The organism is Pseudomonas sp. GR 6-02, assembly GCF_001655615.1.
GTDB lineage: Bacteria > Pseudomonadota > Gammaproteobacteria > Pseudomonadales > Pseudomonadaceae > Aquipseudomonas.
Genome location: NZ_CP011567.1, coordinates 5,240,598 through 5,260,948 on the forward strand (window position 1 = coordinate 5,240,598; position 20,351 = coordinate 5,260,948).

Annotated in this window: 13 protein-coding genes; 3 read left to right on the top strand and 10 right to left on the bottom strand. The window is 58.8% G+C overall.

Annotated features, from left to right (window positions below; translation table 11 throughout):
• Positions 1–28: 28 nt before the first annotated feature.
• The 7 genes from tadA to treP form a co-directional block, all read right to left on the bottom strand.
• Positions 29–526, bottom strand: a complete 498-nt coding sequence (tadA, locus tag PGR6_RS23105) for a tRNA adenosine(34) deaminase TadA (RefSeq protein ID WP_018927040.1) — start codon at positions 524–526, stop codon at positions 29–31.
• Entirely contained in the window at positions 526–1,902 is a 1,377-nt protein-coding gene (locus PGR6_RS23110; protein ID WP_064620084.1) for a multicopper oxidase family protein, read from the bottom strand. The genes tadA and PGR6_RS23110 overlap by 1 nt, the downstream gene beginning before the upstream one ends.
• A gap of 102 nt (positions 1,903–2,004) precedes the next feature.
• The gene (locus PGR6_RS23115; RefSeq protein WP_064620087.1) at positions 2,005–2,292 is read right to left on the bottom strand and encodes a PTS transporter subunit EIIB; all 288 of its coding nucleotides are present in this window, start codon (positions 2,290–2,292) and stop codon (positions 2,005–2,007) included.
• Between the two features lie 2 nt (positions 2,293–2,294).
• Positions 2,295–4,823, bottom strand: coding sequence for a phosphoenolpyruvate--protein phosphotransferase (ptsP, locus tag PGR6_RS23120; RefSeq protein WP_064620090.1), 2,529 nt, complete (start codon positions 4,821–4,823; stop codon positions 2,295–2,297).
• A gap of 62 nt (positions 4,824–4,885) precedes the next feature.
• Complete coding sequence (locus PGR6_RS23125) at positions 4,886–6,109, bottom strand: maltoporin (protein ID WP_026286493.1); 1,224 nt, start codon at positions 6,107–6,109, stop codon at positions 4,886–4,888.
• Between the two features lie 93 nt (positions 6,110–6,202).
• Positions 6,203–7,852 carry an alpha,alpha-phosphotrehalase gene (treC, locus tag PGR6_RS23130; protein ID WP_064620093.1) on the bottom strand — a complete coding sequence of 550 codons (1,650 nt, stop codon included), beginning with the start codon at positions 7,850–7,852 and terminating at the stop codon, positions 6,203–6,205.
• Positions 7,853–7,892: 40 nt separating this feature from the next.
• The gene (treP, locus tag PGR6_RS23135; protein ID WP_064620096.1) at positions 7,893–9,335 is read right to left on the bottom strand and encodes a PTS system trehalose-specific EIIBC component; all 1,443 of its coding nucleotides are present in this window, start codon (positions 9,333–9,335) and stop codon (positions 7,893–7,895) included.
• A 237-nt stretch (positions 9,336–9,572) separates the two neighbouring features.
• On the opposite strand from treP, the gene treR reads away from it, so the two are divergent.
• From treR to PGR6_RS23150, 3 genes are all read left to right on the top strand, one after another.
• Positions 9,573–10,277: a trehalose operon repressor gene (treR, locus tag PGR6_RS23140; RefSeq protein WP_064620099.1), complete on the top strand. Its 705-nt coding sequence runs from the start codon at positions 9,573–9,575 to the stop codon at positions 10,275–10,277.
• Positions 10,278–10,376: 99 nt separating this feature from the next.
• Positions 10,377–13,424, top strand: a complete 3,048-nt coding sequence (locus PGR6_RS23145) for a membrane-targeted effector domain-containing toxin (RefSeq protein ID WP_064620102.1) — start codon at positions 10,377–10,379, stop codon at positions 13,422–13,424.
• A gap of 357 nt (positions 13,425–13,781) precedes the next feature.
• Positions 13,782–15,854: a TerD family protein gene (locus tag PGR6_RS23150; protein WP_064620105.1), complete on the top strand. Its 2,073-nt coding sequence runs from the start codon at positions 13,782–13,784 to the stop codon at positions 15,852–15,854.
• A gap of 105 nt (positions 15,855–15,959) precedes the next feature.
• On the opposite strand, the gene PGR6_RS23155 is transcribed toward PGR6_RS23150, so the two are convergent.
• The 3 genes from PGR6_RS23155 to guaA all read right to left on the bottom strand — a co-directional run bounded on the left by PGR6_RS23155 (position 15,960) and on the right by guaA (position 20,290).
• Positions 15,960–16,367, bottom strand: coding sequence for a DUF6632 domain-containing protein (locus PGR6_RS23155; protein ID WP_064620108.1), 408 nt, complete (start codon positions 16,365–16,367; stop codon positions 15,960–15,962).
• Positions 16,368–16,520: 153 nt separating this feature from the next.
• Positions 16,521–18,503 (bottom strand): tetratricopeptide repeat protein, encoded by a 1,983-nt coding sequence (locus tag PGR6_RS23160; protein WP_064620112.1) that lies wholly within the window; start codon positions 18,501–18,503, stop codon positions 16,521–16,523.
• A 209-nt stretch (positions 18,504–18,712) separates the two neighbouring features.
• Entirely contained in the window at positions 18,713–20,290 is a 1,578-nt protein-coding gene (guaA, locus tag PGR6_RS23165) for a glutamine-hydrolyzing GMP synthase (protein ID WP_064620114.1), read from the bottom strand.
• Between the last annotated feature and the right edge of the window lie 61 nt (positions 20,291–20,351).

Consider the following 20,351-nt stretch of genomic DNA (forward strand, 5'->3'; position numbering starts at 1 on the left):
GCGGGCAAGGCGGCCTACCTGTCGCCGCCTAATCCGCTGGCTTGGCCCTACGGGCCTTGAAGAACTCGCTCAACACCGCCCCGCACTCCTCGGCCAACACCCCGCCTTCGTACAGCACCCGGTGATTCAAAAAGCCCTGGGTAAAAAACTGCCCCTGGCTCTGCACAATTCCGGCCTTGGGCTCCAGCGCGCCATACACCACCCGCGCAATCCGCGAATGCACGATCAGCCCGGCGCACATGCTGCACGGCTCCAGCGTCACGTATAGCGTACTGCCCGGCAGGCGATAGTTGCTGGCGGCCTGGGCGGCGGCGCGGATCGCGACCATCTCGGCGTGGGCGCTGGGGTCATTGCCGCTGATCGGGCAATTGAAACCGCGCCCGATGATTTCACCGTCCTGCACCAGCACAGCACCCACCGGCACTTCACCCAGCGCCGCGCCTTCGGCGGCGAGGGCCAGGGCTTCGCGCATGAAATCACGATCACGGCTGCGGTCGATAATTGCCGCGGGGCGTATCTGACGCATCACGCCACCTCGATGGCGGCCATCAGGCCGGTTTCCATGTGGTCGATCACATGGCAGTGGAACATCCAGACGCCCGGGTTATCCGCCACCAGCGCCACTTGCGCGCGCTCGTTCTTGCCCAACAGGTAAGTGTCGGTGAAGTACGGGATAACCTTGTGCCGGTTCGAAGAAATAACCTTGAAGCTCATGCCGTGCAAATGGACCGGGTGCTGATACTGAGTCATGTTTTTCAATTCGAAAATATAGCTTTTGCCCTTTTCGAGCTTGGCAATCGGTCGGTCGGCGCAGGTCTTGTCGGTGATATCCCAGGCCTTGCCGTTGATCTGCCACAGGCTGGGCGGCTTGCCATTGTCGACGTTGACCGACACCGAGCCCACCCATTCAAAATTGAAGTTGAGTTTCTCGGCGTTGGCCAGGTCTGGCTCGGCCACCGGGTTGGCGGGCAGTGCCGGCGGCCACTCGGTCGGCGCGTCGGTATTGGCCACTGAGCGCAAGGTGCCCAGGCGTACTGGACCGTTGCGCAGGGACAGTTCTTCGCCGGCCGGCGGAGCCTTGATTGCCAGGCAAATGCGCATGCCCGGGCCGAGCCAGTATTCCTTGCCCAGTGGGCGCGGTTCGATGGGATTACCATCCAGCGCATAGATCTGCGCTTCGACGCCGGGGATGTTGAGGCGATAAGTCAGGGTGTTGTCGAGGTTGAGCAGGCGTACGCGGGTGATCTGCCCGGCAGGCAAGTCGATCACTGCTTGCGAGATGCCATTGATGGTCGACAGGCGCCCAGCCGTACCGCCACGGGCCGCTTCACGAGGAATGCTGAACGGCACGAAAGCGCCTTCTTCATCGACATGCCAGCTCTTGAGGCTCAAGGTCTTTTCGTACTTGAAACCGGTGGGCTCGCGCTCTTCGATGATCAGCGGACCGACCAGCCCGCGACCGAGTTCTTCGCTGCTGTTCACGTGCGGGTGATACCAATAGCTGCCGGCGTCGGGCACACGGAACTTGTAGTCGAAGTATTCGCCCGGCAGTACCGGCAATTGCGACACGTAGGGCACGCCGTCCATTTCCAGCGGCAGACGGATGCCGTGCCAGTGAATGGTGGTCGCCACTGGCAAGTGGTTGATGAAGCGCACCCGCAGCCATTCGCCCTGACGCACGCGCAACTCAGTGCCCGGCGCCGAGGGGCCGAACGCCCAGGCCTCGGTCTTGTGCCCGGCCACCAGTTCGACGTCCAGCGGGGCGGCGATCAGCTCATAGTCGTGGCCGGCCTCAGCGTCGGCCATCTTGCCCAGCCAGTAACGCGACGCGCCACCGGCCCCCACGCCAACCACCACAAGACCGGCCAGACCACCGAGTATTTGTCGACGGGTAAAGGACATGAACTCAACTACCTCACGTATCAGCCACAGGCGCGGTGCCTGCAAAAGGCGAATACGATACACCTGCGGATGAGAAACAGTAAGGGCAACGCGTGGGAACGATCACTGCAAACCGGTGAGCAGATGCACCACTCCACCGTCCAGCATCATCACGCCTGGCACTCCAGCCGCCGTCAACGCCTGCCGATCCATCCGCGCCACATCCCGTAACTCCACCCGCATCCGGGTCAGCGCCACGGGCTGATGTGACTTGAGGTTATCCGCACCGCCCAGTGCGGCCACGACATTCGGTGCCAGCCCGGAAACGGCTTGAGCTACCGCTTTCGACTCATCCACCACCAGATCCGGGGTCAACGCTTTCCAGAACGCCCGCTGCATTTTCTCGAACATGCTCAGTTCTCCAGAACCAGTGAAGTATCGACCGTGGCCTCGTGGTGCAGCCGCAATGCCTCGCGTACCTGCCCGGCACTTTCCAGCCCCAGCACTTGCTGGGCGATGGCCTGACAGTCCAGCAGGTCGACTTCGCGAACCGCCGCCTTGATCGCCGGAATCAGCGGCACGCTCACCGACAACTCATCCACGCCAAGCCCCAGCAACAACGGCACCGCCAGATGTTCCGAAGCCAGGGCGCCGCACACACCGACCCATTTGCCATGGGCATGGGCGGCTTTCACAGTACCGGCGATCAAGCGCAGCACCGATGGATGAAAACTGTCGGCCTGACTGGCCAGCCGCGGGTGATCGCGGTCCATGGCCAGGGTGTATTGGGTCAGGTCGTTGGTGCCAATGGAGAAGAAATCCACCTCGGGCGCAAACAGATCCGCCATCAGCGCCGCTGCCGGCACTTCGATCATGATCCCCAGTTTCGGCAGTTCCGTGAGCCCTGCTGCCAGCGCTTCCTCTTCAAGCAGCTGACGGGCCAGCCGCAACTCCGACAATTGCGTGACCATCGGCAACATGATGTGCAGCCGAGCCAACCCGGCGCTGCTCAGGATCGCCTTGAACTGATCGCGCAACAGCTGCGGACGCTCCAGACACAAACGAATGCCGCGCATGCCCAGGAACGGGTTGGTTTCACGGTCCATCGGCACGTAGGCCAATGGTTTATCGCCGCCGACATCCAGGGTCCGCACCACCAGATTGCGCGCAGGCCCCAATGCTCGGGCGATGGCCCTGTAGGTGGACGCTTGCTCGTCATGGCTCGGTGCATGGTTGCGATCCAGATAAAGAAACTCTGAACGCAACAGACCGACGCCCTCGCCGCCCAGTGTCATGGCCTGTTCAGCTTCGGCCAGCGAAGCGATGTTGGCGGTGATTTCAACGTGATGACCATCGCGGGTACAGGCAGCCCGTGCGGCATTTTCCAGCTCGTATTGCTGGCGTTTCTTTTGTCGCTGACGATTGGCTTGCAACTGCTCAATGGCAACCAGCTCGGGATCCAGCTGCAACTCGCCTTTGTCGGCATCGAGCAAAACCCGGGTGCCATTGGCCAGTGCCAGCACCTGAACCGGCAAACCGCAGATCGCCGGCAAGCCGAAGGCCCGGGCGAGAATCGCCACGTGGCTGGTGGCACCACCGCCGACCGTCGCGAACCCCAGCACCTTGCGCGTGTCCAGGCCAGCGGTCTGGGAGGGCGTCAGTTGCTCGGCAATCAGAATCGCCCCTTCCGGCAACTCCATCGCCTGATCCTCTACGCCGAGAATCAACTTGAGCACCCGTTGACCAACGTCGGCCAAATCCGCTGCCCGTTCGGCCAGCAAGGCATTGCCCAGTTTTTTGAACAAGGTAGCCGTCGACTCTGTGGCAGCCCGCCAGGCGAAACCGGCGCTTTTGCCGGCGTCGATCAGTGCCAGGGCCTGATCCAGCAGGCTTGGGTCTTCGAGCAGTTCCTGATGCGCCTTGAAGATATCTGCCTGGGCGTCACCCATGGCCTGGTCACGCAACTGCTGCAGGTCCAGGACCGCCGTCGCCAACGCCTGGGACAGGTGCTCGCGCTCAACTTGCGCGCCCCGACCGGATTCAATGACTTCAAGGGTCTGCTGCGCGATCTGCACCACCTGACCAAACGCCGACCCCGCCGATGCACAGACGCCGTGCAGCACCTTCAGCGATGAAGCATCAGCCGCAACCGTTTCAACCTCTGCCATCACCGTCACGGCTTCTCCGCACCCGGCGGCCAGCAACTCGACCAGGGTCTTGATCGCCACTTCGGCATCCGCGCCCGCCGCGCTGACTTGCACGATGTCGCCGTGAGCGGTCTGCAACGCCATGATCGCCACCAGGGATTTGGCGTTCGCGCTGTCCTGCTGTTTATGCAAACAAATACTCGCCGAAAAACCTTTCGCCGCCTGGGCAAACACCGCCGCAGGGCGGGCGTGCAAGCCATTGAGATTGGGCAGCGTCAGCGGTTTTGAGAACAGTGCCTCGCCTTCCTCCAGCTCATCGGCCGCTACTTCAGACGGATTCAAGCTCAGCAGCAACTGACCACTTTCCACTACGCCCGTTTCAGGCGTCAGCCAAGTGAACGGCTCACCGCTGACCACCAACATTAAGGTCAACAAACTGCGGGCGTTCAAGGCAATGTAATCGGCATCGAACTCGATCAGCGCCTGCCCCACCTCAACCCGCTGACCTTCCTCCACCAATCGGGTGAAGCCCTTGCCGGCCAGGTTCACGGTGTCGAGGCCAATGTGCATCAACACCTGCACGCCGTTGTCGTCGGTGATGCTGACGGCATGCCCGCTGGCCTGCACATTGCTGATCACTCCAGCCAGCGGTGCGCACAAGGTGGACGAGGTCGGGTCGATGCACAGACCGTCACCGATCACGCGACTGGAAAACACCTGATCAGGCACCTGGTCCAGCGGCATCAGCACGCCGGACAAGGGTGCCAGCAGTTGCAATTGTTGGGGTGTGGCCATGACGTCACCTGCTGTTTTGTTCTTTGAAGTGCCGATGGAGCGCGAGGCCCCGACAGCATCGCTTATTTCCACCAGTACTCGACCTGCAATCCGACGTTCGAACCATGCCGCGCCGTGCCGAAGGCACCGGTGTCGGATAACGCCGAACCTGCCGCCAGTTCATTGGCCGCCCGTTTGGCCGCCTCGTTCCAGCTGGCATAGGTGTAATACAGACGCACCTCGGGGCGCGCCCAGAATTCCGGGCCCTTGGGTGACCAGGTCGGAGCGATGGTGAACTTGCTCAGTTTGCGCGTGCCGCCTGTGGCCTCGACCTGATCATGGCCCAGCTCGGTCACCAGTTTGATTTGCTCGGTGATCGCATAGGCTGGGCGAATCCCGAGGGAAATCCAGTTCTGGTCAGCGCCGTCGGGGCGAATGTCCTTCTGATAAACCGCCTCGACCTGCCCGCCGAAGCGCGGCGTCACTTGCCAGTCGAAGAACTCCACCACGCGATAACTTTTACTGCTGTCGTCCAGCTTCACGTTACCGGTATAGCCCAACCCCGTGCCGGGGCCTTCGCCGTACTGAAAGGCCAGTTTGTTCTTGCCGCCCAGGAAACCTTTCTGCACATGCTGGGTGGTGATCGCCCAGCCACGGTGAGCGTCGCGGCTGTCGGGCTTGTCGATGTAGCTCAAGCCGAACTCCAACTCACCGCCGGGGTTGGTGTTGAAGCCGGCGACGTTGAAATCGTGACGGTTGATGTAGTCTTTCTGGTACAGGTTGTCCTTGCGCGAGAAGGCGTAGCTGTACTTCAGATCACCGATCAGCACGTCTTCGATACCGCCGCCGGTGGCGCTCTGGTTCCAGTAGTAGAAGTCGGAAATATGGATGTCGTTACGTTTGTAGTAACGCCGACCGGCCCACAGCGAACCACCATTGAGGCTGGGCATGTTCGACCATTGCGCATACAGCTGCGGCATGCGCACCGAGCCGTTGTCACCGTTGAACGTCAGGTCCTTGTCGTACTGGTTATACAGCGATGCCATGCCGTCGACGCTGAGCACCGAACCATCGTCCAGGGTGTACAGATCCTGGCGCAATTCAAGTTCAGCGTACTGTTCACACTCGTTACCCAAGCGGTATTTGGTCTGCGCTCCCGGTAGCTGGAAACACTGCTGTTTACCGCTGTTAACCGAGGTCCCGACGCCGCTGCGCAAGTAACCGGCGAATTCCAGCGCCTGGGCTGACAGTGGTAACGCCAGGCACATGCCCGCCGCTACAAGACTGCGATTTATTGTTGTTTTCAAGAACCACCTCATTATTTTTATTGTGTGATGCAGCAAAACCGGCGCGCAAAACTCCCCCGCGCAGTGTTCTGCGTGTTGTTCGAAACAGTGTTTTTAAATGTTGGTCAGGTGCAGAACGAACGACTCATAGGGCCGTAAAAAGACCTGCCGATGTCGTGGCGGACAGTCCGGGTAATTGCTGATCACCAGACGTTGTGCCATCGCTTCGCTGATCACCTCCGGCGGCAGTTCAACTTCGCACGGCGTGCCATAAAAGTTATTCAACACCAGCAAACACTCACCATTGCCTTCACGCACGTACGCCCAGATTTGCGTGTGTTCAGGCAACAACTGCCGGTACACGCCATCGGACATCAGCGCTTCACTGCGGCGCAGGGCAATCAGCTGACGGTAGTGATGCAGCACCGAGTCCGGGTCGTCGAGTTGGTGGGCGACGTTGATTTGCGCGGCATTGGCCGGCACCCCGATCCACGGTTCGACAGCGCTGAAACCAGCGTTCGGCTCGGCGCTCCAGTGCATCGGCGTGCGACTGTTGTCCCGGGACTTCTGCATGATCGCCGCCATGTTGTCGGCGTCGCTGGCACCGGCCTCGCGCTTGAGCCGGAAGATGTTCAGAGTCTCGACATCGCGGTACTGATCGATGTGATCAAACCCCGGATTGGTCATGCCCAGCTCTTCGCCTTGATACACAAACGGCGTGCCCTGGAGGAAATGCAGCGCGGTGCCGAGCATCTTCGCCGACACCACCCGATGCTCGCCGTCATCACCAAACCGCGAAACCACCCGCGGCTGGTCGTGGTTACACCAGAACAGCGCGTTCCAGCCACCGCCGGCCTGCATGCCGGTCTGCCAGTCGGAGAGGATGCGCTTGAGTTCGAGGAAATCGAAATCGGCGCGAATCCACTTTTGCAGGTTCGGGTAATCAACCTTCAAGTGATGAAAGTTGAAGGTCATCGACAGCTCTTTCGACTCCGGCCGCGAGTAGCGAATGCAGTGTTCCAGACTGGTGGACGACATCTCGCCTACGTTGATCAGGTCATGACCTTCGAACACTTCGCGGTGCATCTGCTGCAAGTACTCGTGGACGTTCGGGCCATCGGTGTAAAAACGTCGACCGTCAGTGTTGTCCTCAGGGAAATCCGCCGGTTTGGAAATCAGGTTGATCACATCCAGACGGAAACCGCCCACGCCTTTGTCGCGCCAGAATCGCATCATCTTGAAGACTTCAGCGCGCACCTTGGGGTTGTCCCAGTTCAGGTCGGCCTGCGTGTGGTCGAACAAGTGCAGGTAATACTGACCGGTCTGGGCTTCGTACTCCCAAGCCGAACCGCCGAACTTGGATTCCCAGTTGTTCGGCTGGTCGCGCCAGATATAGAAGTCGCGGTAAGGGCTATCGAGGCTGCTTCGGGCCTGCTGGAACCAGGTGTGTTCGATCGAGGTGTGGTTGACCACGATGTCGAGCATCAGCTTGATCCCGCGCTTGGCGGCTTCGGCAATCAGCAACTCGCAGTCAGCCATGGTCCCGTAACTCGGGTCGATGGCGTAGTAATCGCTGATGTCGTAACCGTTGTCACGCTGGGGCGAACGCAGGAACGGCGTAATCCACAGGCAATCGACACCCAGCCAGTGCAGGTAATCGAGCTTGGCCACGACGCCGAGCAAATCCCCCGTGGGGTTGCCGGCGTGGCTGTGAAAACTCTTCGGATAGATCTGGTAGATCACCGAACGTTGCCAGTCTTGCATGGCGGATTCCTTTTTGAATAGGTACTGCGAATGCGATCTATCAGGCGACCCGATACCCGGGCCGGACAATCTTCATGCTCAACCCGCAGGTCAAAACAAACGGCACGACCATGGCAATCACCATCCCGACCACGAACATCGGAATGAACTGCGGGATGATCGAGATGAAACCGGGCAAGCCGCCAACGCCGATCGCCGAGGCCTGGACCTTGTTCAGCGACAGGAAAATGCAGCCCAGGGCGGAACCGATCAGGGCCGCATAGAACGGAAACTTGTAGCGCAGGTTGACCCCGAACATGGCCGGCTCGGTGATGCCGAAGTAGGCAGAAATCGCCGAGGTCGAGGCCATGCTTTTGTCCCGCACACTGCGGGTCATGTAGAACACCCCCAATGCCGCGCTGCCCTGGGCGAGGTTGGACATGACGATCATCGGCCAGATGAACGTGCCACCCTGGGTGGAGATCAGTTGCAAGTCGACCGCCAGAAACATGTGGTGCATGCCAGTGATCACCAGCGGTGCGTAGAGCAGGCCGAAAATCGCCCCGCCAACCATCGGCGCCAGATCGAACAGGGTGACCACGCCTTCAGTGATGAGAATCCCCAGATGGCGCGTCACCGGACCAATTACCGCCAGCGCCAGCACACCGGTGACGACGATGGTGGTGATCGGCACCACCAGCAGTTGAATGGCGTTCGGCACCCGTGCCCGCAACCACTTTTCGATGACGCTCATCACATAGGCCGCCAGCAGGATCGGCAGGATCTGGCCCTGATAACCGACTTTCTCGATCTGGAACACACCGAGGATGTCGAAGTACGGCAAGCTCTGCCCCTCAAGCCCGGCCACCGCTTTGCCGTAGTTCCAGGCGTTGAGCAGATCCGGGTGCACCAGCATCAGGCCGAGCACAATGCCGAGGATTTCGCTGCCGCCAAAGCGCTTGGCCGCCGACCAGCCCACCAGCGCCGGGAGGAACACGAAGGACGTGTTGGCCATCAGGTTGATCAGGCTCCAGAGCCCGTCCAGCGTCGGATAGGCGTCCAGCAGGGTCTTGCCCTCGATGAACATGCCCTTGGCGCCGATCAGGTTGTTGATGCCCATCAGCAGGCCGGCAATGATCAGCGCCGGGAGAATCGGCATGAATACGTCGGAAAACACCCGCACCAGTCGCTGCATGGCGTTGATCTTGTCGGCGCTTTTCTGTTTGACGTCGGCGATGGTCGAGACGGCGAGACCGGTCTGTCGGCGCAGCTCGGCGTAGACCTTTTCCACTTCGCCAGGGCCGATCACCACCTGGAACAGGCCGCCGGTATAGAACGAACCCTTGACCAGATCGATCCGGTTCAGCGTGGCGCTGTCGACCAGGCTCGGGTCCTTGAGGGCCAGGCGCAGCCGTGTGACACAGTGCGCGGCCTGCTCGAGGTTGTCGCTGCCACCGAGGCTGTGCAGCAGCTCGGTGACGATGTTCGGATAGTCATGGCTCATGCTTGTTCTTCCGCTGTAGTTTTTTGTTATTGGCAGCACGCCGAAGCGAAAAATACTCGTCTGTACGAGTTAAAGCAACAACTCGTACAGACGAGTTTGATTTTGTTTATCCTGAACCCGACAGGCGGCGATATTTCCTACCCCCTAAGTCAAAGAAACCCAAAGCCGCATGGACAAACCCCTACCCTGCCCTTAAGGTTCAAAACCTTGAGCACAACGCGGCACAGAGCCATCCCCATGAGTAAATACAACCAGATCTACAGCGATCTGCTTGCCAGCATTACCACCGAACGTCTGGAACGCGGCGCCCGATTGCCTTCCGAAACCGAACTGATGGACAGCTATCAAGCCAGTCGCGGCACCGTGCGCAAGGCCATCGAGCAATTGCAGGAGCGCGGTTTCGCCCAGAAAGTCCACGGCAAAGGCACCTTCGTGCTGTCCACCAACCCGATCGAATTCCAGCTGGGCGGCATCGTCAGCTTCCAGGAGACTTACCCGCGCCTGGGCAACGACGTCAGCACCGAGGTAGTCGAGTTCACACAAATCCCCCTCGAAGGCCCACTGCTCGACCACATCAAGGCAGAAGAAGGTAGCCTGATCACGCGGATCAAGCGTGTACGGCGGATCGACGGCAAACGGGTGATCCTCGACATCAACCATTTCGTCAGCGACGTGATTCCCGGCCTGACCCGCGACATTGCCGAGCAGTCGATCTACGCCTTCATCGAACAGACCCTGCAACTGCAAATCGCTTACGCCCAACGCACCATCGAAGCGGTGCCCCGGAGCAAGGATGACCAGCAACACCTGGACCTCGACGGCCAGAGCCATGTGATCGTGGTCAGTAACCAGACGTTCCTGCAAGACGGCCGCCAGTTCGAGTACACCGAATCGCGGCATACCCTCGACAAGTTCTACTTTTCGGATGTGGCACGGCGCTGACCCTACACGTTCCGGAATCGTGTTTGTACATAACTATGTAGTGCACTTCCCTTGAGCAAATGGGCAATCCTCTCAGCCCATTTCTCAAGGAGCGAGAACATGCCTACCGATCAAACAAGTGAAACGCTGCCCGATACCGCAGACAAACAACACCTTCTGACCATCGCGCCCGTCATCGTGACTGCCTGTCCCGACTTGCACGAAGAAGCCCATGTGATGGCCACCGAAATCCTGAAAAAACACGGCATTACCGGCCTGGACCCGGATCAGGTCTGGTGGCATCGCTTTGGCAATGTCACGGCCAGCAGCACCCAGACCTTCCTGGGCTGGGAGCATTACCCTAAACCCAGTCAGTCAATGACCCTGACGCAGCTGGTGATTCATCGGTACTACGTCACGGATCAGGACTATTTCGATCAGCTGGACTGTTACGGCGGGTTTTACACCGCCGACGCAACCGCCAGCATTTACAACGAAACCAACGAAGTCCGGATGTACCCCAGCGCGGTGCTCAAGGATTTCTGGCACGAGACCTTCAGTGACCGTTACCGGGACAAGCTGAACGCCTACTGGAGCGCGCATTTCGATGACTACCGGACCTTGGCGAAATGCAACTATCTGAGTAAAGCCGTCCAGGCACGGGAAAACGGTGCGCTGCAGGAGGAAGAGTTCCAAATCGTCATCCGGGCCGTCGCCGCTGACAAATGCTGGCCGATCTCCCTGGAGACCTTGCGTGCGCAAACCTCTGCACCAGCAGATCTGCGGGTGTGCGCCCTGGACGTCGCCGGGCATGTCGCCACGGATATTCTGCGTATCGATGACGGTAGCGGACGGCAAATCACCTATGTCCCGGGGGCCACAGAAGCGTTTCACGTGCACCCGACGTTGACGGACATGCACTGGTGGATCCTGCTGCAAATGAACGATGACGCGCGTTATACCGAGTTCATGACTCACTTCCCGCTGTCGGTGCGTCAGGAGATCCACGACAACATTACGCCCCTGATGAACCAGTTGGTGGGCACGTGGGGCAAATACGATCACCATCTGATCAATCAAAAAAACATCACCATCAACGGTGACGCGTTTTCCTGGTTGAGCCGTAATGTGCAGAGCGCAATGTCGCAAGAGGCCGATCTGTCTCTGGTGACCAACGGACAACTGCGTAAAGGCATGTGGCTGGGTTACCTGAGCGCCGGTCTGCACGTCTTCGGGCCGCTGGCGCTGCTCGGCTGGCCGATTGCACTGCCGGTGATTGGCGCCAGCATCGCCTCAATGGGCTTGAACATCGACAAGGCCGTGAACGGCAAAACGGTAGCGGAGCGCAAGGCCGGCGTAAAAGGCGCCGTGCTGGCTGGCATCAACCTTCTGTTCAACCTTCCGCTGCTCAAGGAGGTCGATGTTCTGGAAGAGGTCGGCGCTTCGGCCGAGGCCGCCGAAGCCGCCGAAATGGCCAGGCTGCGGGAGGCCAACAATCCTGCCGAACCGATCGGTACGCAAGAACAGGAGCTGTCCGACGGTTCAGGGCGCGCAACCACTCAACTTCCAGAGTTCATCCCTCTGAAACCGGCGCCGGCACAGAACCTTGAAGTACCGGAGCACTGGCAAAGTAACGAGATTCTGGAAAGTGAGGCGCCACTTGCCACCAGCGGCAAGTTCCAGGGCATCTACTCGCTCAACTCCAACCCCTCGACTGCCATCATGATGAACGACGCAGCCTATTACGTGCGTTACGAAACCGACATCAACGGCGGTGGCACCTGGGCCATCATCGACCCGGCAAACCCTCACGCGTCCTCAGGATCGATCCCCGTGCGTTTGAACGCCGATGGCGAGTGGGAGTTGACGCCCAAATCCGGTTTGAAGGGTGGTGGCAACGACGACCTCGCCGCTGTTCCGGGTCCTTCCCGGTTTCCCGACCATGTCCGACCACCGGAATCATTTAGCGTGCCCTCGACGAAGTACGACACCTCCAATGGGCGGTCGCTCAACTTCCTGGGGCTAGGTAAGAAAGAAACGCACATAAAAATAATCAACCTTCCCAACGGACGCATACAAGGGGTGACACCCTATGAAGAGTTCGTCGCGGGACATCGCACTGCTCTATTGAGAGATGCTCGTGCTTTCTTCTCCAAAGAAAACTTTTTTGCCTCATTGCCGACACGCCCGGTACAACCCGTCATCACGCCGTCGATGACTGTCCCGGAACTCATTCAGGAAATATTCGATGCTTCGCCGGGATTAGTGATTGGAGAAAGCCAGGATCGTATTGCCAGCATGCGGTTCCTGATCGAGAACATGCAGACGTTGGCCAGGCAAGGCGTCAAGACGATCTATATGCATCGCTTGCTCAATGACTTCAATCAAATGGACCTGAATATTTTCGGCAGAGGCGCAAAGATGGACGGCATGCTCGAAAAGTATTTGAAACAGTTACAAAGCGATCCTGCCGGGCAGTTCACCCCTCTTGAGGTCGTCAAGGTGGCTCGCGAGAACGGTATCAGGATCCAGTCGACCGATTGCCTGGCAAGTTACCGATATCCAGAATCGTCCCTCATTGATGTTCAGGAACAATCCATTAAAAACTACCTCACCACCACGATCATGCGTGCCAATGAAGCGCTTGGCAGATCAGGTAAATGGGTCGTGCTGACGGGCCAGGAAAACACCAATACCTTTAGAGGCATTGCCGGCCTCAGTGAAATGAATGGCGGTATCGGCTTGCGTATCGAGGAAGTACTTCCCGAGCGCAGCCTGCATATGGAGATAGACCACGGCATAGAGGTGGGCCGCAATGCCAGCCCACCGCCTGTCAACTTTCATGGAGAGTTCGACACCTTGTATGCCGATATCAACCTGCAAGTGCCGATGCCCATGCTGCAACGAACGCCGGACGAAATCGCTCAACTGCTGTTCCGCCAGGGAATGTTCACTTTCAAGGAATCTGACGGAACCTGGACATTGGTCCATCGCAGCAGAACCGGCCTGATCACAGAGACTCTGGTTGAACGAACGGCCGATGGGCAATACCTGGTCAATCGCCCCGCCTGGACTGACATCCATCAAAAACCTTACCCCAACCTGATCAGCCTTTCCCATGCGCTCACCGGCATGGGCATGAAACTCGAAGGACGCTTGCCAGTGTAGGGAAACACCGCACCGTGAAACGCGAAAGGCCCCGTGAACTCACATTCACGGGGCCTTTTGCGGCGTGATTGACCAAGTGTGCCTTCAGGGTGGGCGATGGACGAGCGACTTGTCGCTCATCAGCCCCGTATTTTTCTGGAAGCAGCTTGTTACCGTTGGGATGCGCAGCAACCTGACAAACAGGGACTACCTTCCGTAGAATGCCTTCGTGGCTATGGAACACCTTCCTTCTAAACCTCTAATGACCTAGGGGTTCCGCTCTCCACACCGCGCCTGCTTCTTGCAGGCGTTTTTACATCGACTGTAGACACGATGCTGCAGCTCACTCGAAACGGCGGCCAAGGGAGAAAATCAAGGATGAATCAGGAACTGTTCCTGCGTCGCCGTACCAAAGTTCACGTCCCGATGGGCACTGGCGGTGCCACGCGCGCTCAGGTCGCGTCGGCTGTCCGGGAAGTTGCAGCATTCCGATGCGTCCTGTCCGAGCCCCTGATTGAGCGAATCGGCATGCTGTCGGCGGCAGAACTCACGCACTGGCTGCGCGACGTTGTCGGAGTGCTTCGACGGCAGACCGGCGCTCATGTTCACCACAAGCCGTTTTATCCTGACTTTCCAGAGCAAGTTCTGACGGCTTCAGAGGCGGAATTGTACCTTAACGCCGTCATACACTACCTCACGCTTCGGCGTTTACCACCAAGCGAACACTCTCGACCTGCGCTGCTTGAAGGCAACTTCATATCCCGCGTTATCGAACCGGGAAGCGTCTCTGAGTTCGAGTCACTGCTCGAGCTGCTGGCTTCATCGCGCACCTCGCTCTCCGAAGAGGAAGCTGCCGATGTCGTCTGGTTTGTCCGAGAGTACAAAAGCGATGTGTTCCGTCTGCTGCCTGAGGCCATCCCGTTCCGGGAGATCCGTGCGCAGCTTGGCGGCGCACTGATCCTGCATGTAGCTGGCGATGCACGGGTGGACGCATTCCTGGAGCAAAACGTCGAAACGGCGACTGACGTGCTACGACTGGCGATCGCACTGAATGGAGGAGACGTGTCACTGACGACAGCTTCAACACGTTTCACAGCGATGAAGCGCTCTATGCGCCGTCTGCTGTTGCGCCTGCTCGATCACATACCCAACGCTGCAGAAGACGTGATGCGACATGCTGAGCGCTGGAAACGCCTGGCTGAAGCACTGCATCCAGGCGACTATGCCGATAAGTACCCACGAGCTCTAGCCGCCATCACGGCCGCGCGTCGCAACGAAGCGCCGGCCTCATTTGGTTCACGTGTCGAAACATTGCTTGCCCAGCGTCACATCGCCACGCTTACTCCCCTACTACAAAGCCGTCCTGGTGAGTTCGCACGACGACTGGATGTGACCCTGCGCCGCGCGACCGAAGCAGACTCTGTACTCGACGCGTTCGAGGCTGTTGCGACACAAGTGTCCTCACCTATTCTGCTGCAGATGCTGGCCCAAGTACGTGCCCCGCGCCCCCTGCCCTTGCGGGCCTTCACACCGAAAGGGGCATTGGCCAAAGTCTACGGCACTGAGGATCGACGGGAACCTCTCACACCTGAAGTGTTGGCGCGTGCAGCCCGAATCTGCGAAGACGCTCTCGTAAAGCGTTTTGCGTCACTGCCGCCGCTAGGCCGCTGTTTCATCGATCCAGCATTACGTGAATACCGGGTTCCGCTGGCGCAGCGTGCCTCATCGAAGTCGCTACGCACGCTGGTGCGAGGCAGTCTGTTGCCCATGCCTGACACACGTTTCATTCGCCTCTTCCTGTGGTGGAAGAACGGTCGTGAACGCACGGACATCGACTTGTCCGCCGCATTTTTCGACGCCAACTTCGTGTTCACACAAACGGTCGCGTACTACAACCTGAAGGGTTTCGGCGGCTACCACAGCGGCGACATCGTCGACGCGCCTGACGGGGCTTCGGAGTTCATCGACCTCGACCTTGATGTCCTCGTCGAGAAAGGTATCCGCTATGTCGTCACATCTATCAACTCATTCACCGAGCAGCCGTACTGCGATCTTCCAGAATGCTTCGCCGGCTGGATGGCCCGCGCCGACGCGGCATCAGGTGAAGTGTTCGAGCCGCGATCCGTGTTCGATCGTATCGATATCGCATCCGACACACATATCTGTCTGCCATTTGTGATGGACTTGCAGGAGCGACGAGTGATCTGGGCCGATCTGGGGCTGACTTCATCTCCCCGGTGGAACAATGTCAGGAACAACCTCAGTGGAATATCGTTGATGCTGCGGGCTTTGGTACATACACCACGGCCTGATTTGGAGACTCTGTTCGATTTACATGTACGAGCACGGGGGGAACGAGTGGCTTCGCCGCAGCAGGCACAGGCGGTGTTTGCACCTGATCAAGGGATAACGCCGTTCGATACGGATTTGATTCGATCACAGTTTCTCTAATACCTACGCCAGCCTTTGCCATCCACTGAAAACGACGACTCTTGCTTCGGCGCTTTCCACCCAAAAACAAAAATGCCAGCTTTTCGTTATGGATCCACTCTATGGTCAATCAGGCAGCAAGTGCGCCTTCTCGCCCCGCGGCGTGAAGAACGCCAGCACCGCTGCGACGATAAACAACGCCGGTACATCGCCGAATAAATGTTCTAAATGCCGCGTTCCATCCATCTCGATACCGAAGGACTGCACGGCCATGATCGCGCCGTGCACCACGCTCGACCACACCGTGAACCAGATCAAACTCAGATGCTTCATCGGATCGCGAGACGCCATCAGCAGGAACACGCCGAGCGTCGCATAGATACCGACGATCATCAACGGATACTCGGAATGCCCACGGTGCCACGTCCAGCCGGACGGCCACAGGATCATCAACGGCCAGATAGCGAACAACGCGATCAGGCCCACGACGATCAAAACGACGCGCAAGGCGGCGAGTTTTTGGCTGTCGTTCATAGCAGGCTCCTTATTGCGGCGTGTCTGTCGCCGTAACTGGACGCCCGTGAGTATAGAACTCTCCTCGGCCATGCACCCTTTCAACGGGAGCCGTCAGTCGTCTTGGCTGTCCCCGTGAAAACTACATGTGAAGAGCTGGCGGATCATAAGACCTCATGCCTCGCTAACTCGCTCCAGCCATGCCTTATGCGCCGGGCTTGTATCAGCGGGCAAGTTCCGAATGTATGCGCGTAACTCTGCTTGCATATCGAACGCCTTCCATATCAGCGGCGCCAAATGGAATGCAGGGCTGTGCTCCTGCTCCAACTCGCGCAGCAATTGCAGGCTGCGCTCCTTGTATTCGGCCAATACGTCCGACTTGTAATCCAGGGCTTTGCCCAATCCGGAGATGTACATCAATTTCGCCACTTCTACCGTGGGCGAATGGAGGGCCATATTGAGCGGCCAGTCGAGCATGGCACGCTCCCCCCACATTGAGGACCTAGGCATATGCCCGTTCGCAAGCAGCGTCAACATGAAGGCTTGGCCCAGTTCAGCCAGGTACATCGGCAAGACTTCGGCCGTGGGATGCAGGTAGAACACATCCACTGGCTTCTCACGCGTCAGTCCAATGCAAGCCAGCAAGCGTTTCTCAAGGTCAAGCACCAGCCCGCCGAGCTCCGCCTGAACCGCGCTGCCGCTTTCGGCGACTTGCTTCGTGCGGGTCGCGCAGTTCCAGAGACTCAGGGAAATCCGCCATTGGGCTTGATCACCCTCACCCGAACAGCCTATCTCGCCGGTTATGAAATACTTCATCGTCGGCGGCACGATATCGAAGAGCGCATAGCCGTCGGCTTCGCATCCAGTCAGGACCGGACCGCCGCCTTCCACGATCTGGATGTAACAAGTGCCTACATGGTCGCTCCAGTAGTGCACGGCCTCAGCCAGATACAGAGGAATAGCGCGCGTGAGACGCCCAAAATCGTCCTCTCGTTGCGATTCGGCACGCTCTGATCCATCCATGCTTTTGGAAAGCGCAAAGAAACCGACCTCCGATGCCGCTTCCGATTTCTGCGCGAATAGCCAGTCGGCGTTGCGCAAACCGTAATGCCAGATCGGCTGACTTAACGCCAACGTCGCGAACTTCAGGTTCTCAGGATCGACCGGTTCCCCTTGTGCGTCTTGCTTGCGCATTTGCTGGAAAGTTTGCGTAAACTGGTCGAGCTGGCTTTTGATCGGCATGAAGCCGAGCGCATACAGGCGAGCGAGCAACGCTTCCCCTTCGTCTGCTTTGCCGAGCTCCTGATAGGCACGCAACAGGTTGATACCCGCCATCGCGTCGTGTTTGTGTTCATCGTAGACAGGCCCAATCAGCTCAACGATCAATGGAATTTGGCCGTTGTTGCCCAAGTCGCCCGATATCATCATCAGAGCGCTGCCGTCGAACATCCCCCCGGCCAGCACCTCGACATAGAGCGCTTGCGCCGGCTCGACTTCCTGCTGCTCCAAATAATGACGTGCCAGCCACAATTGCGCACGCCAGCTACCGGGTAACGCAGCCACAGTACGGAGTGCTTCAAGATAGCCCCCCTCGCCCCCTCGTTCCCGCTGAATGGCCGCCCACCAAAGCATGCCATTCTCTTGATTCGGCTCGGTTTGTATCGCGCGCCAAAGCGTTTCATCTGCAAGTGCCTGCTCACCTCGCTCGGTGAATATCTTGGCCAGGTTTGTCAGAAGGGTTCCTGTCGCCCCCACTTTCGCCATTCCCGTACGCAGTGTGTTTTCGGCCGCATCAAGCTGGCCGTTCCCCATTTGCACAATGCCTTGGACGACATGGCTGCGCTCGGGATTGCTGTCGATCTTGACGAGTTGCGCAGCGGCTGGGACTAAGTCGGCGACAAAGCCGTCATTCAAGCCCGAGATAACCAAGTTATAGAGCTCGTCGGCATCGCTCCACTTCTGTTGCAGATTGGGCAGGAAGACTTTGTCGCGCCATTCACTGCGTTCGATCTTCAGCTCACGCCCGTAACCGTCGTAGACAGTGACCAGTTCACTCTCGGGCGATGGCGACTGCGTCGCATCAGAGTGCTGAGATGAGACTGTTGTGGACTTGTTGGTTTTCTTGCCGCGCAGAGCGGACAAAAATCGCTGGAACATAAGGGGAGTGGCACCGTTTCTCAGTTTGTCGAGCGCAAAAGGCCCGCATTACGCGGCAACGCTGTTCGCTTAAGGGAAAGATAAATCCGTGGTGAGGGAGCTTGCTCCCTGGCCAAAATGAATCAAACGAACCTTAAGTGAATAACATTGCGCATAATGCGGGCCTCCACTTTCTTGCTAGTGACTACTGGTCATTGCCAGTCGACACATCACTCCCACTCAATGGTCGCCGGCGGCTTGCTCGACACGTCGTAGGTAACGCGGGAGATGCCTTCGATTTCATTGATGATACGGCCGCTGACGGTTTCCAGCAGTTCGTAAGGCAGGTGCGCCCAACGCGCGGTCATGAAGTCGATGGTTTCCACGGCACGCAGGGCAACGACCCAGGCGTAACGACGGCCATCGCCGACAACGCCAACCGATTTCACCGGCTGGAATACCACGAACGCCTGGCTGACCTTGTGGTACCAGTCGGCCTTGCGCAGTTCTTCGATGAAGATGTGGTCGGCACGACGCAGCAGGTCGGCGTATTCCTTCTTCACTTCACCGAGGATCCGCACGCCCAGGCCCGGACCCGGGAACGGGTGACGGTAGACCATGTCGTACGGCAGGCCGAGTTCCAGGCCCAGACGACGGACTTCGTCCTTGAACAGCTCGCGCAGCGGTTCAACCAGCTTGAGGTTCATTTCTTCCGGCAGGCCGCCCACGTTGTGGTGCGACTTGATCACGTGTGCCTTGCCGCTTTTCGCGCCAGCCGACTCGATCACGTCCGGGTAGATGGTGCCTTGGGCCAGGTACTTGATGTTATCCAGCTTGCAGGATTCGGCATCGAACACGTCGATGAAGGTACGGCCGATGATCTTGCGCTTCTTCTCCGGGTCCGACTCACCCGCCAAGTTACCGAGGAACTGCTCTTCGGCGTTGGCGCGGATCACTTTGACGCCCATGTTCTCGGCGAACATGGCCATCACTTGCTCGCCTTCGTGCAGACGCAGCAGGCCGTTGTCGACGAATACGCAGGTCAGCTGATCGCCAATGGCCTTGTGCAGCAGCGCGGCAACCACCGAGGAGTCCACGCCGCCGGACAGGCCGAGCAGAACGTTGTCGGTGCCGACCTGGGCGCGGACCTGGGCGATGGCGTCTTCGGCAATCTTCGATGGCGTCCACAGCGCTTCACAGCCACAGATGTCGAGGATGAAGCGCGACAGGATGCGACCGCCCTGCTTGGTGTGGGTCACTTCCGGGTGGAACTGCACGCCGTAGTAGGCACGGTCATCGTTGAACATGCCGGCAATCGGGCAGCTCGGGGTGCTGGCCAGGATGTGGAAGTCTTCCGGCATCTTGGTGACTTTGTCACCGTGGCTCATCCATACGTCGAGGCCGAACAGGCCATCGGCGTCGATGTGGTCTTCGATGCCGTCGAGCAGGCGGCTCTTGCCGACCACGTCGACACGGGCGTAACCGAACTCACGCAGGTCGGAACCTTCAACCTTGCCGCCCAGTTGCTCGGCCATGGTCTGCATGCCATAGCAGATACCGAAGACTGGCACGCCCAGGTCAAACACCGCTTGCGGGCAGCGAGGGCTGTCAGCTTCGTGCACGGACTCGGGACCGCCGGCGAGGATCACACCTTTTGGAGCGAATTCGCGAATGGCTTCCTCGTCCATGTCGAACGGATGCAGTTCGCAGTAAACGCCGATTTCACGCACGCGGCGGGCGATCAGTTGGGTGTACTGGGAACCGAAGTCGAGGATCAGGATGCGGTGAGCGTGAATGTCGAGGGCCATGATTCAGTCTCGTCTAAGTAATTCAGAAACAGTCGTGATTCAGAAACAACTCGGGGCTGAA

Excerpts from the sequence above, each read along its gene's own strand:
- tadA (WP_018927040.1), bottom strand. The coding sequence starts at position 526 with ATGCGTCAGATACGCCCCGCGGCAATTATCGACCGCAGCCGTGATCGT.
- PGR6_RS23110 (WP_064620084.1), bottom strand. The coding sequence starts at position 1,902 with ATGTCCTTTACCCGTCGACAAATACTCGGTGGTCTGGCCGGTCTTGTG.
- PGR6_RS23115 (WP_064620087.1), bottom strand. The coding sequence starts at position 2,292 with ATGTTCGAGAAAATGCAGCGGGCGTTCTGGAAAGCGTTGACCCCGGAT.
- ptsP (WP_064620090.1), bottom strand. The coding sequence starts at position 4,823 with ATGGCCACACCCCAACAATTGCAACTGCTGGCACCCTTGTCCGGCGTG.
- treC (WP_064620093.1), bottom strand. The coding sequence starts at position 7,852 with ATGCAAGACTGGCAACGTTCGGTGATCTACCAGATCTATCCGAAGAGT.
- treP (WP_064620096.1), bottom strand. The coding sequence starts at position 9,335 with ATGAGCCATGACTATCCGAACATCGTCACCGAGCTGCTGCACAGCCTC.
- treR (WP_064620099.1), top strand. The coding sequence starts at position 9,573 with ATGAGTAAATACAACCAGATCTACAGCGATCTGCTTGCCAGCATTACC.
- PGR6_RS23145 (WP_064620102.1), top strand. The coding sequence starts at position 10,377 with ATGCCTACCGATCAAACAAGTGAAACGCTGCCCGATACCGCAGACAAA.
- PGR6_RS23150 (WP_064620105.1), top strand. The coding sequence starts at position 13,782 with ATGAATCAGGAACTGTTCCTGCGTCGCCGTACCAAAGTTCACGTCCCG.
- PGR6_RS23155 (WP_064620108.1), bottom strand. The coding sequence starts at position 16,367 with ATGAACGACAGCCAAAAACTCGCCGCCTTGCGCGTCGTTTTGATCGTC.
- PGR6_RS23160 (WP_064620112.1), bottom strand. The coding sequence starts at position 18,503 with ATGTTCCAGCGATTTTTGTCCGCTCTGCGCGGCAAGAAAACCAACAAG.
- guaA (WP_064620114.1), bottom strand. The coding sequence starts at position 20,290 with ATGGCCCTCGACATTCACGCTCACCGCATCCTGATCCTCGACTTCGGT.